General features: G+C 67.3%; 17 protein-coding genes and 4 tRNA genes. 6 read left to right on the forward strand and 15 right to left on the reverse strand.

What is annotated here, in order from left to right; genetic code table 11:
- Window positions 1–5: 5 nt before the first annotated feature.
- From EDC31_RS07430 to EDC31_RS07445, 4 genes are all read right to left on the reverse strand, one after another.
- A complete protein-coding gene (locus EDC31_RS07430; protein WP_042058155.1) occupies window positions 6–881 on the reverse strand; it encodes a F0F1 ATP synthase subunit gamma in 876 nt (291 codons plus the stop codon).
- A gap of 10 nt (window positions 882–891) precedes the next feature.
- Window positions 892–2,427: a F0F1 ATP synthase subunit alpha gene (gene atpA, locus EDC31_RS07435; RefSeq protein WP_042058153.1), complete on the reverse strand. Its 1,536-nt coding sequence runs from the start codon at window positions 2,425–2,427 to the stop codon at window positions 892–894.
- On the reverse strand, window positions 2,427–3,023 hold the full coding sequence (gene atpH, locus EDC31_RS07440) for an ATP synthase F1 subunit delta (RefSeq protein ID WP_042058150.1): 597 nt from the start codon (window positions 3,021–3,023) through the stop codon (window positions 2,427–2,429). The genes atpA and atpH overlap by 1 nt, the downstream gene beginning before the upstream one ends.
- Window positions 3,024–3,380: 357 nt before the next feature.
- Window positions 3,381–3,454: transfer RNA gene (locus EDC31_RS07445), tRNA-Gly, on the reverse strand.
- A gap of 246 nt (window positions 3,455–3,700) precedes the next feature.
- Between EDC31_RS07445 and EDC31_RS07450 the strand changes: the two genes are divergently transcribed.
- The 3 genes from EDC31_RS07450 to nusG all read left to right on the forward strand — a co-directional run bounded on the left by EDC31_RS07450 (window position 3,701) and on the right by nusG (window position 4,702).
- Window positions 3,701–3,777 (forward strand) — tRNA-Trp (locus tag EDC31_RS07450).
- A gap of 103 nt (window positions 3,778–3,880) precedes the next feature.
- Window positions 3,881–4,159, forward strand: coding sequence for a preprotein translocase subunit SecE (gene secE / locus EDC31_RS07455; protein WP_370648357.1), 279 nt, complete (start codon window positions 3,881–3,883; stop codon window positions 4,157–4,159).
- A 12-nt stretch (window positions 4,160–4,171) separates the two neighbouring features.
- Window positions 4,172–4,702: a transcription termination/antitermination protein NusG gene (gene nusG / locus EDC31_RS07460; RefSeq protein WP_042058148.1), complete on the forward strand. Its 531-nt coding sequence runs from the start codon at window positions 4,172–4,174 to the stop codon at window positions 4,700–4,702.
- Between the two features lie 81 nt (window positions 4,703–4,783).
- Here the strand turns inward: nusG and EDC31_RS07465 are convergent, their stop codons facing one another.
- From EDC31_RS07465 to EDC31_RS07475, 3 genes are read right to left on the reverse strand one after another with little or no spacing between them, the layout of a single operon-like run.
- Window positions 4,784–5,380: a PqiC family protein gene (locus EDC31_RS07465; protein ID WP_042058146.1), complete on the reverse strand. Its 597-nt coding sequence runs from the start codon at window positions 5,378–5,380 to the stop codon at window positions 4,784–4,786.
- Window positions 5,381–7,048, reverse strand: coding sequence for a PqiB family protein (locus EDC31_RS07470; protein WP_042058144.1), 1,668 nt, complete (start codon window positions 7,046–7,048; stop codon window positions 5,381–5,383).
- Window positions 7,045–8,517: a paraquat-inducible protein A gene (locus EDC31_RS07475; protein ID WP_052511852.1), complete on the reverse strand. Its 1,473-nt coding sequence runs from the start codon at window positions 8,515–8,517 to the stop codon at window positions 7,045–7,047. Before EDC31_RS07475 ends, EDC31_RS07470 begins: the two co-directional genes overlap by 4 nt.
- 92 nt (window positions 8,518–8,609) lie before the next feature.
- On the opposite strand from EDC31_RS07475, the gene EDC31_RS07480 reads away from it, so the two are divergent.
- A tRNA-Thr gene (locus EDC31_RS07480) sits at window positions 8,610–8,684 on the forward strand.
- A 194-nt stretch (window positions 8,685–8,878) separates the two neighbouring features.
- Here EDC31_RS07480 and EDC31_RS07485 read toward each other — a convergent pair.
- Window positions 8,879–8,954 (reverse strand) — tRNA-His (locus tag EDC31_RS07485).
- A 197-nt stretch (window positions 8,955–9,151) separates the two neighbouring features.
- Here EDC31_RS07485 and EDC31_RS07490 point away from each other — a divergent pair.
- Together EDC31_RS07490 and EDC31_RS07495 are read left to right on the forward strand one after the other, a co-directional pair.
- The gene (locus EDC31_RS07490) at window positions 9,152–10,606 is read left to right on the forward strand and encodes a SulP family inorganic anion transporter (protein WP_042058142.1); all 1,455 of its coding nucleotides are present in this window, start codon (window positions 9,152–9,154) and stop codon (window positions 10,604–10,606) included.
- 32 nt (window positions 10,607–10,638) lie between these two features.
- Complete coding sequence (locus EDC31_RS07495) at window positions 10,639–11,253, forward strand: glutathione S-transferase family protein (protein ID WP_042058140.1); 615 nt, start codon at window positions 10,639–10,641, stop codon at window positions 11,251–11,253.
- Window positions 11,254–11,326: 73 nt separating this feature from the next.
- Here the strand turns inward: EDC31_RS07495 and EDC31_RS07500 are convergent, their stop codons facing one another.
- The 7 genes from EDC31_RS07500 to EDC31_RS07530 form a co-directional block, all read right to left on the reverse strand.
- A complete protein-coding gene (locus EDC31_RS07500; protein ID WP_042058139.1) occupies window positions 11,327–11,746 on the reverse strand; it encodes a host attachment protein in 420 nt (139 codons plus the stop codon).
- A 67-nt stretch (window positions 11,747–11,813) separates the two neighbouring features.
- Window positions 11,814–12,692, reverse strand: coding sequence for an inositol monophosphatase family protein (locus EDC31_RS07505; RefSeq protein ID WP_042058136.1), 879 nt, complete (start codon window positions 12,690–12,692; stop codon window positions 11,814–11,816).
- A 139-nt stretch (window positions 12,693–12,831) separates the two neighbouring features.
- Window positions 12,832–14,139 carry a GTPase HflX gene (hflX, locus tag EDC31_RS07510; RefSeq protein ID WP_042058134.1) on the reverse strand — a complete coding sequence of 436 codons (1,308 nt, stop codon included), beginning with the start codon at window positions 14,137–14,139 and terminating at the stop codon, window positions 12,832–12,834.
- A 69-nt stretch (window positions 14,140–14,208) separates the two neighbouring features.
- Window positions 14,209–14,442 (reverse strand): RNA chaperone Hfq, encoded by a 234-nt coding sequence (gene hfq, locus EDC31_RS07515; protein WP_042058206.1) that lies wholly within the window; start codon window positions 14,440–14,442, stop codon window positions 14,209–14,211.
- A 204-nt stretch (window positions 14,443–14,646) separates the two neighbouring features.
- Window positions 14,647–16,041, reverse strand: a complete 1,395-nt coding sequence (gene ntrX / locus EDC31_RS07520; protein WP_042058204.1) for a nitrogen assimilation response regulator NtrX — start codon at window positions 16,039–16,041, stop codon at window positions 14,647–14,649.
- The gene (locus EDC31_RS07525) at window positions 16,031–18,409 is read right to left on the reverse strand and encodes a sensor histidine kinase NtrY-like (RefSeq protein WP_239641631.1); all 2,379 of its coding nucleotides are present in this window, start codon (window positions 18,407–18,409) and stop codon (window positions 16,031–16,033) included. The genes ntrX and EDC31_RS07525 overlap by 11 nt, the downstream gene beginning before the upstream one ends.
- Before the next feature lie 44 nt (window positions 18,410–18,453).
- Window positions 18,454–19,401: a helix-turn-helix domain-containing protein gene (locus EDC31_RS07530; protein WP_132126975.1), complete on the reverse strand. Its 948-nt coding sequence runs from the start codon at window positions 19,399–19,401 to the stop codon at window positions 18,454–18,456.
- Between the last annotated feature and the right edge of the window lie 29 nt (window positions 19,402–19,430).

Below are 19,430 nucleotides of genomic sequence, written 5' to 3' on the forward strand. Positions count from 1 at the left end.
GGGTCTCAAACGGCTTCGGCGCCGGAGATGATCTCGATGAGTTCGGTGGTGATGTTGGCCTGACGCGAGCGGTTGTAGCGCTGGGTCAGGGTGTCGATCGCCTTGCCCGCATTGCGCGTCGCGTTGTCCATGGCCGTCATGCGCGCGCCCTGCTCGCCCGCGGCGCTTTCCAGCAGCGCGGCATAGAGCTGCACCTGGAGATTGCGCGGCAGGAGGCTGGCGAGCAGTTCGTCCTCTTCCGGCTCGAACTCGTATTGCGGGGCGTCGTCGGCCCTGTTGTCATTGTCCGGCACGGCCAGCGGCACGAGCGGCAGCGCCAGCGGCGTCTGCGTCATCGCGTTGACGAAGCGGTTGAACACCAGCGTCACGCGATCGACCTTGCCGTCCGCGAGCAGAGTCTCGATCGTCCCGCCCAGCGACTGCGCGGTCGCGAAGGGCACCTCGCGTCCCGCCGTTCCGGCCACGCGCTCGATCACCTTGTCCGGAAAGGCGCGGCTCATCGCGTCGCCGCCCTTGCGCCCGAGCGGCAGGATGAGCACGCGCTCGCCCTCGGACTCCAGATCCTGCACCAGGCTGGCCATGAGACGCGCCAGATTGGCGTTGAAGCCGCCCGCAAGCCCGAGATCGCTGGTGAGCATCACCAGCAGATGCGTCTTGCCGGGGCCGCCCCGCATGAGCAGCGGCTGCGATCCGTCGCTGCGCACGGTGGCGGCGAGTTCGGCGATCATCCGGCGCATCGCCTCCGCATAGGGGCGCGACGCCTCGGCGCGCATCTGGAAACGACGCAGCTTGGAGGCCGCGACCATCTTCATGGCGCTGGTGATCTTGCGCTGCGATTTCACGCCCTGGATACGGGCGCGCAGTTCCTTCAGCGAGGGCATCGCTTATCCTTTACGCGGCGTAACGCTTGCCGAACGTCGCGAGAAGATCGGACAGCTTCGTCTCGGTTTCGGGCTTGATCTGCTTGTCGGCGCGGATCGCCTCCAGAATCTCCTTGCCGGGACCGCGCAGCTCGGCCAGCAGGGCAGCCTCGTAGCGCGTCACCTCGGCGACCGGCACGGCATCCACGAAGCCGCGCGTGCCCGCGAAGATCACGCAGACCTGCTCCTCGACCGGCAGCGGCGAGGTCTCGGGCTGCTTCAGCAGCTCGACGAGGCGCGCGCCGCGCTCGAGCTGCTTGCGGGTCGCCGGGTCGAGATCGGAGGCGAACTGGGAGAAGGCCGCCATCTCGCGATACTGCGCCAGCTCCAGCTTGATCTTGCCCGCGACCTGCTTCATCGCCTTGATCTGCGCGGCGGAGCCAACGCGCGAGACCGAGCCGCCGACATTCACCGCCGGGCGGATGCCCTTGTAGAACAGGTCGGTCTCGAGGAAGATCTGCCCGTCGGTGATGGAGATGACGTTGGTCGGAATATAGGCCGCCACGTCGCCCGCCTGCGTCTCGATGACCGGCAGCGCGGTGAGCGAGCCGCCGCCCATCGCGTCGGACATCTTCGCCGCGCGTTCGAGCAGGCGCGAATGCAGGTAGAACACGTCGCCCGGGAAGGCCTCACGGGCGGGCGGACGGCGCAGCAGCAGGGACATCTGGCGATAGGCGACGGCCTGCTTGGTCAGGTCGTCATAGCACACCAGGGCGTGCATGCCGTTGTCGCGGAAGAACTCGCCCATCGTGCAGCCGGTGTACGGCGCGAGATACTGCATCGGCGCGGCGTCCGACGCCGTGGCGGCGACGACGATGGAATACTCCATCGCGCCGTTCTCCGTCAGCGTGCGGACGAGATTGGCGACGGTGGAGCGCTTCTGCCCGACCGCGACATAGATGCAGTAGAGCTTCTGCTTCTCGTCGCCCGAGGCGTTGACCGGCCGCTGCGCGACGATGGTGTCGACCAGAATGGCCGTCTTGCCCGTCTGACGGTCGCCGATGATCAGCTCGCGCTGGCCGCGCCCGATCGGCACCAGCGCGTCGATCGCCTTGATGCCGGTCTGCATCGGTTCGTTGACCGACTGGCGCGGCATGATGCCCGGCGCCTTCACCTCGACGGGCTTGTACACCACGTCGGCGAGCGGTCCCTTGCCGTCGATCGGGGTGCCGAGCGCGTCGACCACGCGGCCGAGCAGCCCCTTGCCCGTCGGCACCTCGACGATCGTCTTGGTGCGCAGGACGGTGTCACCCTCGCGGATGCCGTTGCCGTCGCCGAAGATCACCACGCCGACATTGTCGGGCTCGAGGTTCAGCGCCATGCCGCGCGCGCCCGTGCCCTCGAACTCCACCATCTCGCCGGCCATGACGTTGGACAGGCCGTAGACGCGGGCAATGCCGTCGCCGATCGACAGGACGGTGCCGGTCTCGGAAACCTGCGCCTCGTCGCCGAACCCGGCGATCTGCTGCTTGAGGATGTCCGAAATCTCGGCGGGACGGATATCCATCACGCGGCTCCCTTCATGACGTTCTGAATGCGGGACAGACGCCCGCGAATGGAGGTGTCGAACAGACTCGCGCCGATACGGACGACGAGACCGCCGATAAGTTCAGGCGCCACGTACTCGGCGATCGAGACACGGGCATAACCCGCCTCGGCGAGACGGGCCTGGAGCGTGGCGCGCTGGGCGGGGGTCAGCGTCTGGGCGGAGCGCACCTCGACCACCAGCTCGCCCCGGCGGGAGGCGTCGAACGCCAGCACGGCGGCCAGGAAATCGGCGAGGCGGACCAGACGGCGATTGGCGGCGACCACCCCGGCGAAGCGGCGGAGCGCATCCCCGAACCCCTGCGCCGCCAGCACGGCCTCCAGCCCCTCGGTGGACTGGCGCATATCCAGCGTCCGGTCAGAGAGGAACGCGCGCAGGGCGGCGCTTTCGCCGATCAGGGCGAGGAGCGCGCGCACCTCGCCCATCACCTCGGGCAGCGCGCCGCGCTCGTCCACATACTCATAGAACGCCCTGGCGTAGCGACTGGCCAGAGGATCGGCGGCAGATGCCGCCGCATCGAGAGGCGCGCGCGAGTTTCCGACCGCTGTATCGACCACTGACACGTCTGGCGTCCCCACCCCGTTTTCTTGAACTGATCCCGAAACGTTACCATACTCTGGAAGCCATAGGCCCTGAAAGCACGGCGACGCGCCGGAAACAGCGGATTCGTTCTTGTGACAATGTCACCCGCCGCGGCGGAGCAGCCTGTCTGGCGGCGCATCTAGCATGCTGTCGCAACGGCGCGCAACAGAGGGAATGCGCGTTTGAATGTTACTTTTGCGGATTTTGTCACGCTCATAAGCGTCGCGCCCGCCCTCCGGCATCCCGCGACGCGCTTTCCCCAGCAGATTCATATCGACGTCACAAGAAAAGCATCCCGCCGACTCGGCCGGCACGGCGGCGACGCGCGGGACTGGAGCGGGTGAAGGGAATCGAACCCTCATCAGAAGCTTGGAAGGCTACTGCATTACCACTATGCTACACCCGCCCGGTCGCACCAACGGGACCGGCGTTCCGCCTGCCGCCCGACCTAACGCCGATTGGGGGTCTTTGCAAGTGGGGTATGAGGCGAAGACGAGGATCGTCCTGAACGGCCCCCCGCATGCGGCCCATACGCGACGCCCGCGCCCTCTTGACTTTCCTCCGTGTTCGCGGCCATTACCGCCCCAGCGGTCCGGACCTCCGGCTCCGGTGCGGCCTTCGGGCGGCCATGCGGAACAGGGTCGGGACCGGAAGGGGTGTAGCTCAATTGGCTAGAGCGCCGGTCTCCAAAACCGGAGGTTGGGGGTTCGAGACCCTCCACCCCTGCCATGCGCGACAGGGTCAAAGGTCGCGGCGGATGATCGCTCTCCCTCTTTCACCCGCCCCCCTTTTCCTGATATGCGCGGATTTCGACTGAATTCAGAGGATCACGGTGTCGGCCATCTCCCCCAGCACAGGCTCGCAGAAGCCCCCCCGGACGGCGGGAAAGACCGGAACGCCCCGGCCCGCGCCCGGCGCCCGTTTCAGCCTGCTCCGCTACCTTCGGGAAGTGCGCGCGGAAGCCGGCAAGGTCGCGTGGCCCTCGCGGCGGAACACGATGGTCATGACCGGCGCCGTGCTGGTCATGGCCGCGCTGACCTCCGTTTTCTTCTTCATCGTGGACCAGGTGATCGGCCTTGGCGTTCGCGAGCTTTTCGGCGTTGGAGGCTGAGGCAGCAGGATCATGGCTAAGCGTTGGTACGTCGTGCACGTCTATTCCGGTTTCGAGAAGAAGATCGCGGATCATATCCGGGAGCAGGCCGCACAGAAGGGTCTGGCCGATCATTTCGACGAGATTCTCGTCCCGTCCGAGGAGATCACCGAGGTCCGTCGCGGCCGGAAAGTGAATGCGGAGCGCAAGTTCTTCCCCGGCTACGTGCTGGTGAAAATGGAACTGACCGACGACGCCTGGCATCTCGTCAAGGATACGCCCAAGGTCACGGGCTTCCTCGGCAGCCGCAACCGCCCCTCGCCCATCTCCGAAGCCGAGGCGGACCGTATCCTCCGTCAGGCGCAGGAGGGCGTGGATCGCCCCCGCGCCAACATCATCTTCGAGATCGGCGAGCAGGTGCGCGTGGCGGACGGCCCCTTCACCTCCTTCAACGGCGTCGTCGAGGAAGTGGACGAGGAGCGGTCGCGCCTCAAGGTCTCCGTCTCGATCTTCGGGCGCTCCACCCCGGTCGATCTGGACTACAACCAGGTCGAGAAGCTCTGAAGAGCCGGGGCATGGCCCCCGTCTGAACGTCGCCGCCGCCTCGCAGGGCTCCGCCCGTGAGGGCCCGCGGCGGCTCCGTCCCTACGGCGTCGTCGGCAGGGACCGGATTTTCGACGCCGCCTGATCGGCCAGCGTGCCCGTCATCGCGCTCAACGCCGCCACCAGATGGGCCGTATCCCGCGTATCCAGCGTCGTGCGAAGCTGGACCGGCGTGGCGACGACCGGCATCTCCCCTCCGGCGCGATGCACCGAGAGCATCCCCTCCAGACGGGCATTGCCCTGCTGATCCTCATTGAAAGCCGTCACCGTCACCTCGACATAGGCCATCGGCGTGGCCGCCACGGCGTCGTTCTGCGCGAACACGGTGCTGCCCGGCAGACGCCCGGCGAGGTCGATCGCCAGAGTGCGCCCCAGCAGCGCGCCCAACGGCGCGCTCCACGCATCTCCCTTGGCGATCTTCAGCCTGTAATCCCTGTTCTGCCGCACGATCTCGTCACGGTCGAGACTCTGGGCGACCACCGGTGTCCGCACCTCCACCACGGCGGGACCGCCCGCCTGCGCCGATCCGGCCACCGGCGCCAGATCATAGAGAGTCGGATCGGCGTTGCACCCGGCAAGACCGCAGCCCATGGCGATCAGGGCGAGCGACAGACGTCCCTTGGAAAACTCCGGCAACATTCACTGACGCCCCGTGATGAGAGAAGAGGGATGACGGTTGAGATAATCCGTCAGAAACCGGATCGAACGCGCCGCATCCGTAAGCTGGACGATCATGCCCTGAAGATCGCGATGGAAATCCGTGTCGCCGCCATAGCTGCCGAGCACCGCCTGCGCGCTCTGCAACGTGGATTGCAAGGCGGCGCTCATCGCCGGAAGACGCTTGAGGAGCGGCTGCATCCCCTGGTCCGCATGCGCCGTCAACTCGGAAACATGCCGCAGCGAATCGCGCAGGGCCCGCAGCGCCGCCGTCATGTCCGGGCTGTTGAGACGCCGGTCCGTATGGGCGAGCAACCCGTCGACATGCTCGCCGATCTGGGTCAGCGGCATGGCGGCGACCTTGTCCATCAGCGTCGAGGCGGAGGCCATGATGCCGTCGAATCCGCCCGGCTTGCTCGGGATGATGGGAACGCCATCCTCATAGGTCACACTGGCGGACTTGGCGTTCCTGACGAATTCCAGCGCAATCAGCGCCTCGCCGGTCAGGAAGCTCGCACTCTCCACCGAGGCGCGCATGCCGTCCGCCGCCACCATCCGTTCGAGCAACGCCGTCTTGTCACTGTCCGACACCCTCACGCGCTCGGGCTCGAGCTCCATATCGACGCGCACCCGCGCCTGAGCCGTCTTCTGGTCGATCAGCAGGCGCACGCCGGTGACGGTGCCAACCTGGAGGCCGTACATCGTGACCTGCGCCCCCGTGACCAGCCCCTTGACCGAGCTGTCGAGATAGGTCGCCACGTGATAATGCTGGCGATACCGCGCATTGTCGGCCTCGCTCTTGCTGGAATAGAGCTTGAACACGGCGTTCGCCGGCGCGGACGGCGCGGCGATGCTCTGGCGGCGCTCGGGCAGGCCGAAGGCGACGCCACCGGAGAGCAGGGCCTGAAGCGAGGCCAGCTGCACCTTCAGCCCCCCCGCCCCGAGCCCCACCTGAACGCCAGATACGTTCCAGAAGCGCGAATCCGTGCGCAGATAGCCGTCATACGGCGAGCGGATGAAGACCTGCACGAGAATCGGCCCCTCCCCGCCCGGCGGCATGGTGTAGCCCAGCACCTCGCCCACCTGCATGTCGCGGAAATAGACCGGCGCGCCCTCGCCCAGCGACCCCACCGAATCCGTCACCAGCATGTAGGTCGTGCCCGGCTGGTCGGACCGCACGCCCGGCGCACTCTCCAGCCCCGTGAAATCCTCCTGGTAGGTGCCCCCCGGCGCGCCGGGATCGATCCCGATATACGCGCCGGAAAGCAGCGTCTCCAGCCCGGTGATGCTGGCGCCGTTGATGCGCGGGCGCACGACCCAGAACCGCGTATGGTTGGTGAGGATCTTCTCCGCGTCGGCATGCATCTGGATATGGACGATCACGCGCCGCATGTCCGGCGACAGCGTGATGTCATGCACCGTGCCCAGCGCCACCGCCTTGTGCTGGACCTGGGTCTGCCCCGCGGTCAGCCCCGCGGCGGTGTCGAACGTCACCGAGATCATGGGGCCGCGATTGACCCAGTTGCGATAGCCGAGCCATGCCGCGATCCCGATGGCGATGATCGGAATCAGCCAGATGATGGAGAATTTCGTGGTGTGGCTGCGCGCCGCGGGCGGGGACGGTGCGGGGGGTGGGGCGGACTCGCTCACGCGCGCGGGGACTCCATGCTGGCGGAGGCGGAAACCGTGGAGGAGGCGCCGTCCGAAAACCGCTTCTGTTCATCCTCGCCGTTCGCGCGGGCACCGCCGTTCATCCCGGCGGCATCCCACATCGAGCGTGGATCGAACATATGCGCGGCGAAGATAGTGAGAATCACGACGGCCGCGAAGCAGACACAACCGAAATTCGCCGTAACGTTCGCAAGATAGCTGAACCGCACCACGGCGACCAGAATCGAGATCATGAACACGTCGATCATCGACCAGCGCCCGATGAAATCGACGATTCGGTAGACCTTGGTCAGCAGCACCAGCCCCCGTCTCTGGCCCCGCCACGTCGCCTCGACCATATAGGCCAGCGAGAAGATCTTGGCGACCGGCACGATGATGCTGGCGAAGATCACGAGCAGGGCGAGGGGATAGAGCTGAGACTCCCACAATTCGATGGCGCCATGGATGATCGTGCTGGCATCGGGCATGCCGAGCTTCGAATACGTCATGACCGGATAGAGATTGGCGGGAATGTAGAAGATCAACGCCGCGATCAGGAAGGAAACGGTGTTGGACTGGCTGAACGGCTTGCGCCGCCGCAGCTCGTGCTGGCAGCGCGGGCAGACGCCCACCACCTCCGTCGGCGGCACCTCACGGCCGAAATCCAGCACCAGCGCACAGGCCGGGCAGGACACCATATGGGCGAAAGGGGGCGTCCTGTCGCGGCGCACATGAATATGGGCGACATTCAGGGTGCGCCCCGCGGCGTCCGTCGTCTCCTCGGCAATGTCGCGATTGCGCCAGACCAGCTCCTCGTCGAAGGTCGAATCGGTGGCCGCCATGGTGAACATCAGCGCGCTGACGAGAAACACGCCGGGCATGAGATCGACCGTCGCGAGATCGACCAGCTTGCTGTAGGCCACGAACACGCCGAGAATATAGACCTCGATCATCGACCATTCCCGCGTGGCCTCGTACCAGCGCATCACGCGCGGCGTCCAGTCGGGCATGGCGGGCCGGCTCGCGCCGTAGAGAATCGCCCCCATCATCGCGATGACCAGGCCGGGGGTCACGATCGTCACCCAGCCGACGAGCATCCCCACCTCGCCATATCCTTCATGGAAGAGCTGCATCGGGCCGGTGAAGAGCGAGACCGTGTTCTCCCGGCCGCTCACGTCGAGCAGCATCAGCGTGCTGATGAGCAGCGACAGATAGAGCGCCGCGGAGGCGATGCAGAAAGCGGCCGGCGTCCCGATCGGAGAGGTGCGCCGCCGCCGGGCGAGTTGCTGGCCGCAGCGCGCGCACTCCGCCGCCCGGCCCGGCGCGAGCGGCGGCAGATGCTGGAAAAGGCCGCAGGACGGGCATTCCCGCAGCCCCTCCACCACCGTCAGCGATGGCCGCGGCATCGGACGCAGGCGCGGCAGACGAACCGCCTCCCGCCAGATCCGGGAATTGAACCGCTCGCTCATCGCGGCCCGTTCGAAGGAGGAAATCGACCGGAGACAGGCTCGCCCCTGTTGCAGCGCCGCGCCGGCTCCGCTATAGGACCGCGCCAGAGAGCGCCGACATAGCTCAGGGGTAGAGCAACTGATTCGTAATCAGTAGGTCCTCGGTTCAATTCCGAGTGTCGGCACCATGTTTCCTGAAACATGCGCCCATCCTTACCCCGCGAATGCGACAGACGTCTATGGGGCAGATGGTCATGCGTCCGTAACCCTCCAGGGGCCGCAAGAGCCGCCGGCGTCAGGCGCAACGCGGCCGCGGTCGAAGACGATTTCCGGTTCTTTTTCAAACAGAGAACGCTCGGATTTTTTCGCGGGAGGGATTTGCTGGGGCGAACGATGGGGCTCGAACCCACGACCACCGGTACCACAAACCGGCGCTCTACCAGCTGAGCTACGTCCGCCACACAGCGAGGGCCGATTTAGAGAAAGAACCCGCCCCCGTCCAGTCCCTTTTCATGCCTCCCGCGAAAAATCCACCCCCCGTTCCTTGCGGAACCGGCGCCCGCTTTCTACAGTCCCGAGGCCATCGCCGCGCCGGGCCCGAATACGGCGAAATCCCACCGCCCGTTTTCGCGACCCAGAGCAGGAAAGGTTCTTCATGACATTCGCGACCTATCGCGCGCAGTGGGCCTGCAACCCGCTGCGCGAGGTGCTGGCCGGCATGGTCGGCACCTTCGCCCTCATCCCGGAGGTGATCGCCTTCTCCTACGTCGCGGGCATCACGCCCGCCACCGCGCTTTACGCCTCGTTCGTCCTCGGCGTCGCCATCGCCGTCACCGGCGGACGGCCCGGCATGATCTCCGGCGCGGCGGGTTCCGTCGCGCTCGTCGCCGCCGCGCTGGTGCATCGGCACGGAGCGCAGTACATGCTGGCCGCCACGCTGATGGCGGGCGCGCTCCAGGTGATCTTCGGCCTCTGCCGGTTGCAGGTGCTGATGCGCTTCGTCTCGCGCGAGGTCCGCACCGGCTTCGTCAACGCGCTGGCGATCCTCATTTTCTCCGCCCAGATTCCGCAGATGACGCATGTGAACTGGCAGGGCTGCGCGCTCGTCGCGCTGGGACTGGCGATCATCTATCTCCTGCCGAGGCTCGGCACCGCCATCCCGTCCCCCCTCATCTGCATCGTGGCGCTGACGGCCCTCACCCTCTGGCATCCGATGCCCGTCCGCACCGTCGCCGATCTCGGCGCACTGCCCGACGGCCTGCCGACCCTCGCCCTGCCCCATGTGCCGATGACGTGGGAGACGCTGGGCCTCGTCTTCCCCTACGCCCTGGCCATGGCGGCGGTCGGGCTGCTCGAATCGCTGATGACCGCCAGGGTCGTCGACGACACGACCGACACGCATGGCGACCCGCGGATGGAAAGCACCGGGCTGGGCGTCTCCAACATTCTCGCCGGGCTGTTCGGCGGCATCGCGGGATGCGGCATGATCGGCCAGACCGTCGGCAATCTCCGCTATGGCGGGCGCGGCCGCCTCTCCACCTTCACGGCGGGCGCGTTTCTCCTGCTGCTGACGACCGTGCTGCATCGCTACGTCGCGCAGGTGCCGATGGCGGCTCTGGTGGCGATCATGATCATGGTCTCGATCTCCACCTTCTCCTGGTCCTCCCTGCGCGACCTCCTGCGCCACCCGCGCCTCTCCAGCCTCACCATGCTCGTCACCGTGGCCGTGGTGGTGGCGACGCACGATCTCGCCGCCGGCGTGGGCGTGGGAGTGCTGCTCTCCGGCGTGTTCTTCGCCTGGCGCGTCATGGGGCTGCTGCATGTGGAGAAACACACCAGCGGCAGAGCCGATCTCTACATCGTGCGCGGACAGGTGTTCTTCGCCTCGGCGGAACTGCTCTACGACGCCGTCGACTTCCATACGACCTCGAAAATCGTCGCCATCGCGGTGCATGACGCCCGCTTCTGGGACGTCACCGCCGTCGGCATGCTGGAAAAGATCGTCGCAAAGTTGCGCGATCGCGGGATCGACGTGCAGGTTGAAGGGCTGCACCGGGAGCAACACGGGCTGATCGACGATCTCTCCGACGAACCCCTGCTGGCGATGTGATCACTCGAAAGCCGATGAGGACGGTCCGACCGATGAAACTGATTGGAATGCTCAACTCGCCCTATGTGCGGCGGGTCGCGATCTCACTGCACGCACTCGATATTCCCTTCACTCACGAGCCCCTCTCCGTATTCGCGGAGTTCGACGCCTTCCGGGCGATCAATCCGGTGGTGAAGGCGCCCACCCTGGTGACGGATGACGGCATCGTCCTGATGGAATCCGGAGTGATCCTCGACTATATCGGTCACATCGCGCGACGTGACGGGCGCTTGCAGCCGGACGCGGGACCGGACCTTGCGAAAGCCGCCCGCCTGACCGGCCTCGCACTGACCGCCTGCGAAAAGACCGTGCAGATCGTCTATGAACACAAGCTCCGGCCGCCCGAAAAACAGTATCAGCCATGGCTGGACCGTGTGACGGACCAGTTGAAACAGGCCTATCGCCTGCTCGACGAGGAAATCGGGCCCGCACATCCATGGATCTTCGGCGCCGCACCCACACAGGCGGACATCACGCTCGCCGTCGCCTTCCGTTTTACCCGTGAAATGCTGCCCCCTCTCGCCGCGCCGGAAAACTTCCCGCGTCTCGCGGCTTTTTCGGAACGGGCGGAGGCGACCGCGCCCTTCCTGGCCTGGCCCTGCAAATAGCAGCGCATCGCCACGCGAAGAGACGATGAAAGGATCGAGGGACGACCGCCCCCCGATCCCTCGACCGGAAACCTCAGGCCAGAACCCATCCCGTCGCCGGGCGGTTGAAATGCGCGAGCATGTCGTGATCCGGCGTGTTGGTCAGATCCTTGCTCTCGGCGGCGAGAATCTTCTCGGCGACGGTCTTGTGCAGATGCGCGCGGATGTCATGCAACGTATGCGCCGGCGCCGCGAGAACAAGCCCGCGCAACGCATCGGTCCCGCTGAACGCGGCATTGATTTCCCCCGCCATCTCCCGCGCGAAACGCTCCTTCAGCTGCACATGCGGGTCCGTTTTGGGGTCCTTGATCGAACCGATTTCCCCGGCCGCGTCCGTCTCCGCGCCATGGGCGGTGAAACTCCGCGCGGTTCGCAGCTCCTTGCCGTCGAACCGCAGAAAACGCGCCTTTTCCCCGTCGCAGATCGCATAGAGGACGGGTTCCTGAATGGCCATGATGCACTCTTCCTAATTCTATCCGACGCCCCGGACGGGGCGACACGGCAGGTCGACGGAGCGACCTTTACCGGACATGAGCCTCAATGCTTCTGGACGCAAGATCGTTGCATTCCGGGCCGATCGCGAGCGCCTCCGCGAACATTTCCCAGCTCGCCCGGTCCGGCGCGTACATCAGCCCTCCCCGCGCGTCGCGGGGATCGTAGGGCCGTCCGTCGAAGCGCGCGCCATACCCTCCCGCCTCATGCAGGAGCAGCCAGCCGGGCAGATGGTCCCAGGGCAGGCTCAGCGTATAAAGCAGGAAATGCGCCCGCCCGTCGGCGGTCAGCAGATATTCGTGCGCGGCGCAGCGGAAATCCCACATCGCCGCGACAGAGCGGAACGTCCTGTCCGCCCGCGCCGGATCGCGCGACGACAGATGACGCCACGCCGCCTTCCCCGTCATGCGCTGCAACGGCGCGGCCTCCGCCATGCGCAGCCGGCGCAGTTCGATGCCGTCGCGATCGATCCACGCGCCTTCGCCCCGCAAGGCCACCCCCGCCTCCATCGTCATCGGATCGAGAATCACGCTCGCCAGCACCTCGCCATAGGACAGCACCGCCATCATGACGCCGAAGAGCGGCACCCCCGCCACGTAATTGGCGGTCCCGTCGATCGGATCGACCGTCACGGCCAAAGGCGCCGAGGCCACCTCCATGCGCAGGTCGGGCCGCCGCGCCGCCGCTTCCTCGCCGATGACCAGCGCCTCCGGCCACATCTCCAGAAGCCGCGCCGTCACCAGACGCTCGGCACGCTCGTCGGCGATGGTGACGAGATCGTAAGGGCCGCTCTTGCTCTGCACCTCGTCCGGCGCAAGCGAGCGGAAGCGCGGCAGAATCTCCACCCGCGCCGCTTCCCGCGCGATCGCCACCAGCCGCGCCAGCTCCGCCCTCGTCACCTCCGCCATGCCGCATCCCTCCCCGTCCAACCAGACCAATATAAGGGACGCGCGCAGAATGGCGGAATTAAGTTAACCTCACGAAGAGACTCCCCACCCAGGTCGAAAAAGTTTTCTGGTTCTTTTTTTCAAAAAAGAACGCCCCGCGTCAGTCGATCCGGATCGCGCATTCCGGATAGAGCTGCCCGAAGCGCAGGCGATCCTGCTCGAAAAGCCGCACGTCGAGCGAAATCCCGCTCTCCCGGTCCAGCCGCTCCAGCACCTCGCCATGCTCGTACAGCCAGGCCAGCGCCGCGCCGTCGGTCACGGCGAGTTCGGCATGCGCCAGTCGCATCGCCGCCGTCATTTTCCCGTCCAGCGCCGAGAAGAGATTGGCAAGCCCCTGCCCCGTGATCGCCGAGATCGCCACCGTTCCCGGCGCGCGCGGCGCCTCCTCCGCGCCGAGCAGATCGATCTTGTTCAGCACCTCGATGCAGCGATCGGGCCAGTGCGCGTCCAGCATTCCATCCCGCGTCATGCCGCTCAGCACGTTGATGACATCCGCCCGCTGGGCCGCCGTATCGGGATGGGCGATGTCGCGCACATGCAGGATGATGTCCGCCTCCGCCACCTCCTCCAGCGTCGCGCGGAACGCCGCGACGAGTTCCGTCGGCAGATCGGAGATGAACCCCACCGTGTCCGAGAGGATGATCCGCCGCCCGGAAGGCAGCGTCACCCCGCGCATCGTGGGGTCCAGCGTCGCGAAAAGCTGGTCCTGCGCATGGACGGACGCGCCGGTCAACGCGTTGAACAGCGTGGATTTTCCCGCATTGGTGTAGCCCACCAGCGCCACGACGGGAAACGGCACCTTCCGCCGCGCGGTCCGGTGCAGCCCGCGCGTCCGCCGCACCTGCTCCAGATCCTTGCGCAGACGCACGAGCCGCTCGTCCAGCATGCGCCGGTCCGCCTCCATCTGCGTCTCGCCGGGACCGCCGAGAAAGCCGAAGCCGCCGCGCTGCCGCTCCAGATGGGTCCAGAGCCGCACGAGGCGCGAGCGCTGGTATTCCAGATGCGCGAGTTCGACCTGAAGCACGCCTTCGCGCGTCGCCGCCCGCGCGCCGAAAATATCGAGAATCAGCCCCGTGCGATCCACCACCTTGCAGTCGAGCGCGCGCTCCAGATTCCGCTGCTGACCGGGAGACAGCTTCGAATCGACGATCAGCACCGCCACTTCATCCTGCCGCACCATCTCGGCAAGCTGCTCGACCTGCCCGCTGCCGAACAGCGTCGCGGGCCGCCGCGCGCGGAGCGCCAGAATCGCCTGCCGCACCACCACGAGCCCGATGGAGGCCGAGAGCCCTACCGCCTCTTCCAGCCGCGCCTCGGCGGCGCGGAACTCGTCACTGGGGGTCGGCCGCTCCCATGGGAGGATGACGGCCGCCCGCGTCGCGGGAGGGGTGGTGACATTGCTGGCCAAATCGTGAAAATCCCTGCCTGATGCCCTGAAAGGGGAAGAAGCGGAGAATTTTCCGTTCCGCCGCGCGCGTCAACCCGCCGCCGTCCCGCTGTCCTGCCCGACGCCGAAACCGGGCACCGGAGAAAGCGGCATGATCGTGCTGATGGCGTGCTTGTAGACGAGCTGCGCATGGCCGTCGCGCCGCAGCACCAGCACCTCGCCGTCGAAGGCGGGCACGACGCCCTGAAGCTTCACACCGTTCACCAGGAAGATCGTCACGGCGGCCTGGTTCTGCCGGAGATAATCGAGAAACTGGTCCTGAATGGAGACATGCTCCGGCCCCCCCCCAGCCGGGCCCTCGGAAGCCGGGCCCTCGGGGGGGAATCTGTCCTCGATTGGTCTGAAGTCCTTATGCAAGGCGCTCTCTCGATCTACAGCCCATTACGCACAATGCGCCCTGAAACCCGGCTTAATCGTCAACGCATCGGAACGCAAAGGCCGATGGCGCGCGCAAAGGTCAAAATTTTGTCATCCCACGGTATTGCGCTCGTCATGCGTCACGCCAAGCTGCTTGAGCTTGCGATGCAAGGCCGAGCGCTCCATGCCGACGAAATTCGCCGTGCGGCTGATGTTCCCGCCGAAACGCAGAAGCTGCACCTGGAGGTATTGCGTCTCGAACAGGTCCCGCGCCTCGCGCAGCGGCAGGCTCATCACATCCGCGCTCGCATCCAGCCGCGTCATGGAGGGCGCGCCCTGGCTGAGATCGGGCGGCAGCATGTCGGCGCGGATCGGCTCGCCGCCGCTGCCGGGCATCAGGATCAGCAGCCGCTCCATGAGGTTGCGCAGCTCGCGCGCATTACCCGGCCATTCATATGCCTGTAATGCGGCCAGCGCATCGACGGACAGTTCCCGCGCCGCCATTCCGGTATGCTCGGCATAGCGTTCGAGGAAATGCTGGGCGAGGCCCGGAATATCCTCCCGCCGCTCCCGCAATCCCGGAATCCGCAGCGGCACCACCGCCAGACGGTAATAGAGATCCTCGCGGAACCGCCCATGGGCGATCTCCGCCTGCAAGTCGCGATTGGTGGAGGCCAGGACACGCATGTCCACCTTGACGCGCGTATTGCCGCCGAGCCGCTCGAAGGTCTGATCCTGCAACACCCGCACGATCTTGCCCTGCGTCTCCAGCGGCATGTCCGCCACCTCGTCGAGCAGCAGCGTGCCGCGATGCGCGCGCTCCAGCACGCCGACACGGCGCAGCACGCCGTCCGCCTGCCCCTCGACGCCGAACAGCTCCTCCTCGAAGCGCCCCGGCGCCAGCGTCGCGCAGTTCAGCGCCACGAACGGCCCGGCCGCCCGGCGGGACCGCGCATGCAGCATCCGCGCCGCGACCTCCTTGCCCACCCCCGCCGCGCCGGTGATCAGCACGCGCGAGCCCGTCGGCGCCACGCGCTCGATCTGCGCGCGCAGGGCGGCGATGACCGCGCTCTTGCCGAAGAGCGTCGTCTCCATGCCCGACCGCAGACGCAGCTCCGCGTTCTCGCGCGCCAGCCGCGCCGCCTCCAGCGCCCGCTGCGTCACCACGACCAGCCGGTCGGCCTGGAACGGCTTCTCGATGAAGTCGTACGCGCCGTGCTGAAGGCTCGCCACGGCCGTCTCGATCGTGCCATGGCCGGAAATCATCACCACCGGCACGTCGGCGTCCTCCGCCTTCATCGCCTTGAGCAGTTCGATCCCGTCCAACCGCGAGCCCTGGAGCCAGATATCGAGGATCACCAGCGAGGGACGCCGCTCCCGGAACGCGGCCAGAGCCTGATCCGACGTCGCCGCCGCGCGGGTCTCATACCCCTCATCGGCCAGAATCCCTTCGACGAGGAGCCGGATGTCCGGCTCATCATCGACGATCAGAATTTCATGCTGCATCGCCTGTCCCAACGGCCGCGCCACTCCCATTCCTGTCAGCCATCCCCTCGGGCGCCCCCGAAGGAACCCCCTCGGACGCCGCCGGCCCGGCGGCCGAAGCCAGCGGCAGCGTCAGCTCCGACACGGCCCCTCTCCCGGCGGCCCGGTCTCCCAGCCGCACACTTCCTCCATGGTCCTCCATGATCTTCTTGACAATGGCAAGACCCAACCCGGTGCCCTTGGCCTTGTGCGTGACATAGGGCTCGGTGAGACGATGCCTGTCCGAGGCCGGCAGCCCCACGCCGTCATCCTCCACGCTCAACACCGCGTTCGTCCCCTCGACCGTCAGAGACACCACGATGTGCCCCCGCACGATATGGCCTCCCGCGAGCGCGACGTCACCCCCCGCCTCCACGGTCTCCCCCTCCTCGCGCGGGGCCATGGCGATGGCGTCCGCCGCGTTCTGGAGCAGATTCGTGATCGCCTGCCCCACCAGCCGCCGGTCGCACCGCACCACCGGCCCCGAGGCCGGCACGCCCCGCGTGTCGAAGAGGATGTCGTGATGGGCGCTGCGCTGCAACACCAGCGCCTCCCGCACGATACGCGCGAAATCCTCGTCCCGCAGGACCGGCTGGGGCATCCGCGCGAAGGCGGAGAACTCGTCCACCATGCGGCGGATATCGCCCACATGCCGCACGATCGTATCCACGCAGAGCCCGAACGTCTCCGGATCGGTGCCGATCTCGCGCTGGAAGCGCCGCTTCAGCCGCTCGGCGGCAAGCTGGATCGGCGTGAGCGGATTCTTGATCTCATGGGCGATGCGCCGCGCCACATCCGCCCAGGCCGCCTTGCGCTGGGCGGAGAGCAGCGCCGTGATGTCGTCGAACGTCACGACATAACCCGCCACCACGTCGCCCTGCTGCTCGGCGGCGATTCGCACCAGCAGCGTGCGCCCGCTCGCCCCGACGGACGGCCCGTCGCCCAGCACCGCGCCGGGCTGTCCGGCGTCGATCTGGATCTCCGCCGTGCGGACGTGGTTCGGCGCCTGACGCGCGGCGTCCAGCAGCGGCGCGAATTCCGGAATGGCGACATCCAGCCCCTGCCCGACCGCCGCCGCCAGATCGCGGTTCAGCAGCCGCGAGGCCGCGCGGTTCGGCAATTCGATCCCCGCCTCGGCGTCCAGCCCGATGACCCCGGCCGAAACGCCGGACAGCACCGTCTCCGTGAAGCGCCGCCGCTCGTCGATCTGCCCATAGGCCCGCATCAGCTCCGAACGCTGCCCGTCCAGCTGGTCCGTCATGCGGTTGAACGCGCGCGAGAGCGCCGAGACCTCGTCCCTCCCCCCGTCGCCGGAGGCGGAAGCGGGGACGGGCACGCGCACGCTCAGATCCCCCTCGCTCACCCGCCGCGCCGCGAGGATCAGCAAGCCGAGCGGACGGGCGATCTGATTGGCCAGAATCAGCCCCGTCAGCATCCCCACGGCCAGCACCAGCAAGGCCAGCAGGCCGAAAATCAGCACCAGCGTGTACTGGATGGTCGATCGCCGGGCGTTCAGCCGCTCATATTCCGCCACCACCGCATCCGTCACCCGCATATGCTCGACGATCTTGGGATCGACCGGCCGGGTGATGACCAGGATCTGCCCGGAATTCTGCCCCAGACTCACCACCGCCCGCACCGTTCCCCGATCCGGGCTGTCCACGATCGCCATGTCGCTGCTGCGCGCCAGGTCCAGCGTCGCCCGGCTGGGCAGGATGATCCCTTCCAGCCCCACGCGCCGCGCCGTCAGCCCGCCCACGGCGACCACCTTCTCCGTCGCCGCGTCGAGCACGACAGCCTCGTTCAGCCCGCGCTCCGTCGCCTCCGCGTCGAGGATGACCGCCAGCCGCTCGGGATCGTGCAGGAGATCCCCGGTCCCCTGCGCCTGATACATCTCGTCATTCGCCGCCATGATGAGCTGATTGGCGATGGCGTAGGCCTCGGTGCGGATATTGTCGTTATGTTCGCGCAGATACCCCGCAGCCACCTCGCGCGCCTCGGTCAGCGCCGTATGCACCCGGTTGGAAAACCAGATCTGGATGCCGTAATGGAAGAACAGCGCGGCCAGCGCGCCGACCACGACGGTCGGCGCGACGGCGATCACGGCGAAGAGCGTCACCAGCCGCACATGCAGCCGCGCCCCCGCGAGGCCGGAGCGCCGCTCCGCCAGCATCCGCCCGACCCGCGAGATGACGACCGTCGCCAGCAGCGACAGCACGACGAAATCCAGCAGGAAGATCGCGGCCTCGAATTGCGGGCGATGCGCGAACGACATGCCCCCCGCAAGGATCACGAAGGTCACGAAGCAGAGCGCGAGCGCCGCGATGGCCAGAACCACCGCGGTGTTCATGGTCGCGATCCGCATCACACTGTCCCGCCGGGGCAGACGCAGCCTCAACGACGCGCCCCCTTCCGGCCGGAGTCGATGCCGAGTTCGCTCATCCGCTTGCGCAGCGTGTTGCGGTTGAGCCCGAGCAGCCCCGCCGCCCGCGACTGATTCCCGTCGGTCAGCGCCAGAACCCGCTCGATCAGCGGCCGCTCCACCGCCGCGATCACCCTGGCGTGAAGCTCGGGCACGCACGCCGCCCCGCCCGCCAGCATCACATCCAGCCACCGCGCCAGCGCCTCCGCGAAGTTCTCCCCGGCCTCCGCCGCCATCCCCTGCGGCGGGACGGGCATGGTGGCGGGACCACCTGCATCGGCCAGCAGCGCCACATCGATCGCGCGCCCGCCGCCGAGAAGCGCCGCACGCTGCACGCAATCGCGCAGTTGCCGCACATTCCCCGGCCAGGCGCGCGACGCGATCCAGTCCAGCGCCCCGGCGGTCAGGACAGGCGGCTCGGCAGAGAGATCGGCCAGAAGATGGGCGCACAGGACGGGCAGATCCTCCGCCCGCTCCGCCAGACAGGGCAGCTTCAGACGGTAGAGGCCGAAGCGCGCGCAATATTCCTCCTTCGCCTCGCCCTCCGCCGTCAGCAGGACGCGCGGCCCGTCCGCGCCGGTCCGTCCCAGCAGCACATCCACCACCCCGCCTTCCAGCCCCCAGCCGCTGGCCAGCACCGTCCCGCGCCGCGCCGCCGCGATCTGCGCGCCGAGATCGCCCGCGGGATCGAGAACGAGAAACGGCCCGTCCGCGCGCGATCCCAGCCGATGCAGCAGCCATCCGGCGCGCGCCTTGCCGACTCCCACCTCGCCCAGCAGCAGGACCGGCCCGTTCTCGGCCAGGCAGAGGGCGAACTGCGCGCGAAACCCCCGCATCGCCGCCGATTCCCCCGGCAACCACGACCGCAGCGCATCGGTTTCGGGAGAGGACGACGTGCCGATGCCTGCGTTGATGCTCATGATCCGATCCACTCGCCCCTCGGCCCGTC

Source organism: Acidomonas methanolica (genome assembly GCF_004346035.1).
GTDB classification, from domain to species: Bacteria; Pseudomonadota; Alphaproteobacteria; order Acetobacterales; family Acetobacteraceae; genus Acidomonas; species Acidomonas methanolica.

Excerpts from the sequence above, each read along its gene's own strand:
- EDC31_RS07430 (WP_042058155.1), bottom strand. The coding sequence starts at position 881 with ATGCCCTCGCTGAAGGAACTGCGCGCCCGTATCCAGGGCGTGAAATCG.
- atpA (WP_042058153.1), bottom strand. The coding sequence starts at position 2,427 with ATGGATATCCGTCCCGCCGAGATTTCGGACATCCTCAAGCAGCAGATC.
- nusG (WP_042058148.1), top strand. The coding sequence starts at position 4,172 with ATGGCTAAGCGTTGGTACGTCGTGCACGTCTATTCCGGTTTCGAGAAG.
- EDC31_RS07465 (WP_042058146.1), bottom strand. The coding sequence starts at position 5,380 with ATGTTGCCGGAGTTTTCCAAGGGACGTCTGTCGCTCGCCCTGATCGCC.
- EDC31_RS07475 (WP_052511852.1), bottom strand. The coding sequence starts at position 8,517 with ATGAGCGAGCGGTTCAATTCCCGGATCTGGCGGGAGGCGGTTCGTCTG.
- EDC31_RS07490 (WP_042058142.1), top strand. The coding sequence starts at position 9,152 with ATGACATTCGCGACCTATCGCGCGCAGTGGGCCTGCAACCCGCTGCGC.
- EDC31_RS07495 (WP_042058140.1), top strand. The coding sequence starts at position 10,639 with ATGAAACTGATTGGAATGCTCAACTCGCCCTATGTGCGGCGGGTCGCG.
- EDC31_RS07500 (WP_042058139.1), bottom strand. The coding sequence starts at position 11,746 with ATGGCCATTCAGGAACCCGTCCTCTATGCGATCTGCGACGGGGAAAAG.
- EDC31_RS07505 (WP_042058136.1), bottom strand. The coding sequence starts at position 12,692 with ATGGCGGAGGTGACGAGGGCGGAGCTGGCGCGGCTGGTGGCGATCGCG.
- ntrX (WP_042058204.1), bottom strand. The coding sequence starts at position 16,041 with ATGCAGCATGAAATTCTGATCGTCGATGATGAGCCGGACATCCGGCTC.
- EDC31_RS07525 (WP_239641631.1), bottom strand. The coding sequence starts at position 18,409 with ATGAACACCGCGGTGGTTCTGGCCATCGCGGCGCTCGCGCTCTGCTTC.
- EDC31_RS07530 (WP_132126975.1), bottom strand. The coding sequence starts at position 19,401 with ATGAGCATCAACGCAGGCATCGGCACGTCGTCCTCTCCCGAAACCGAT.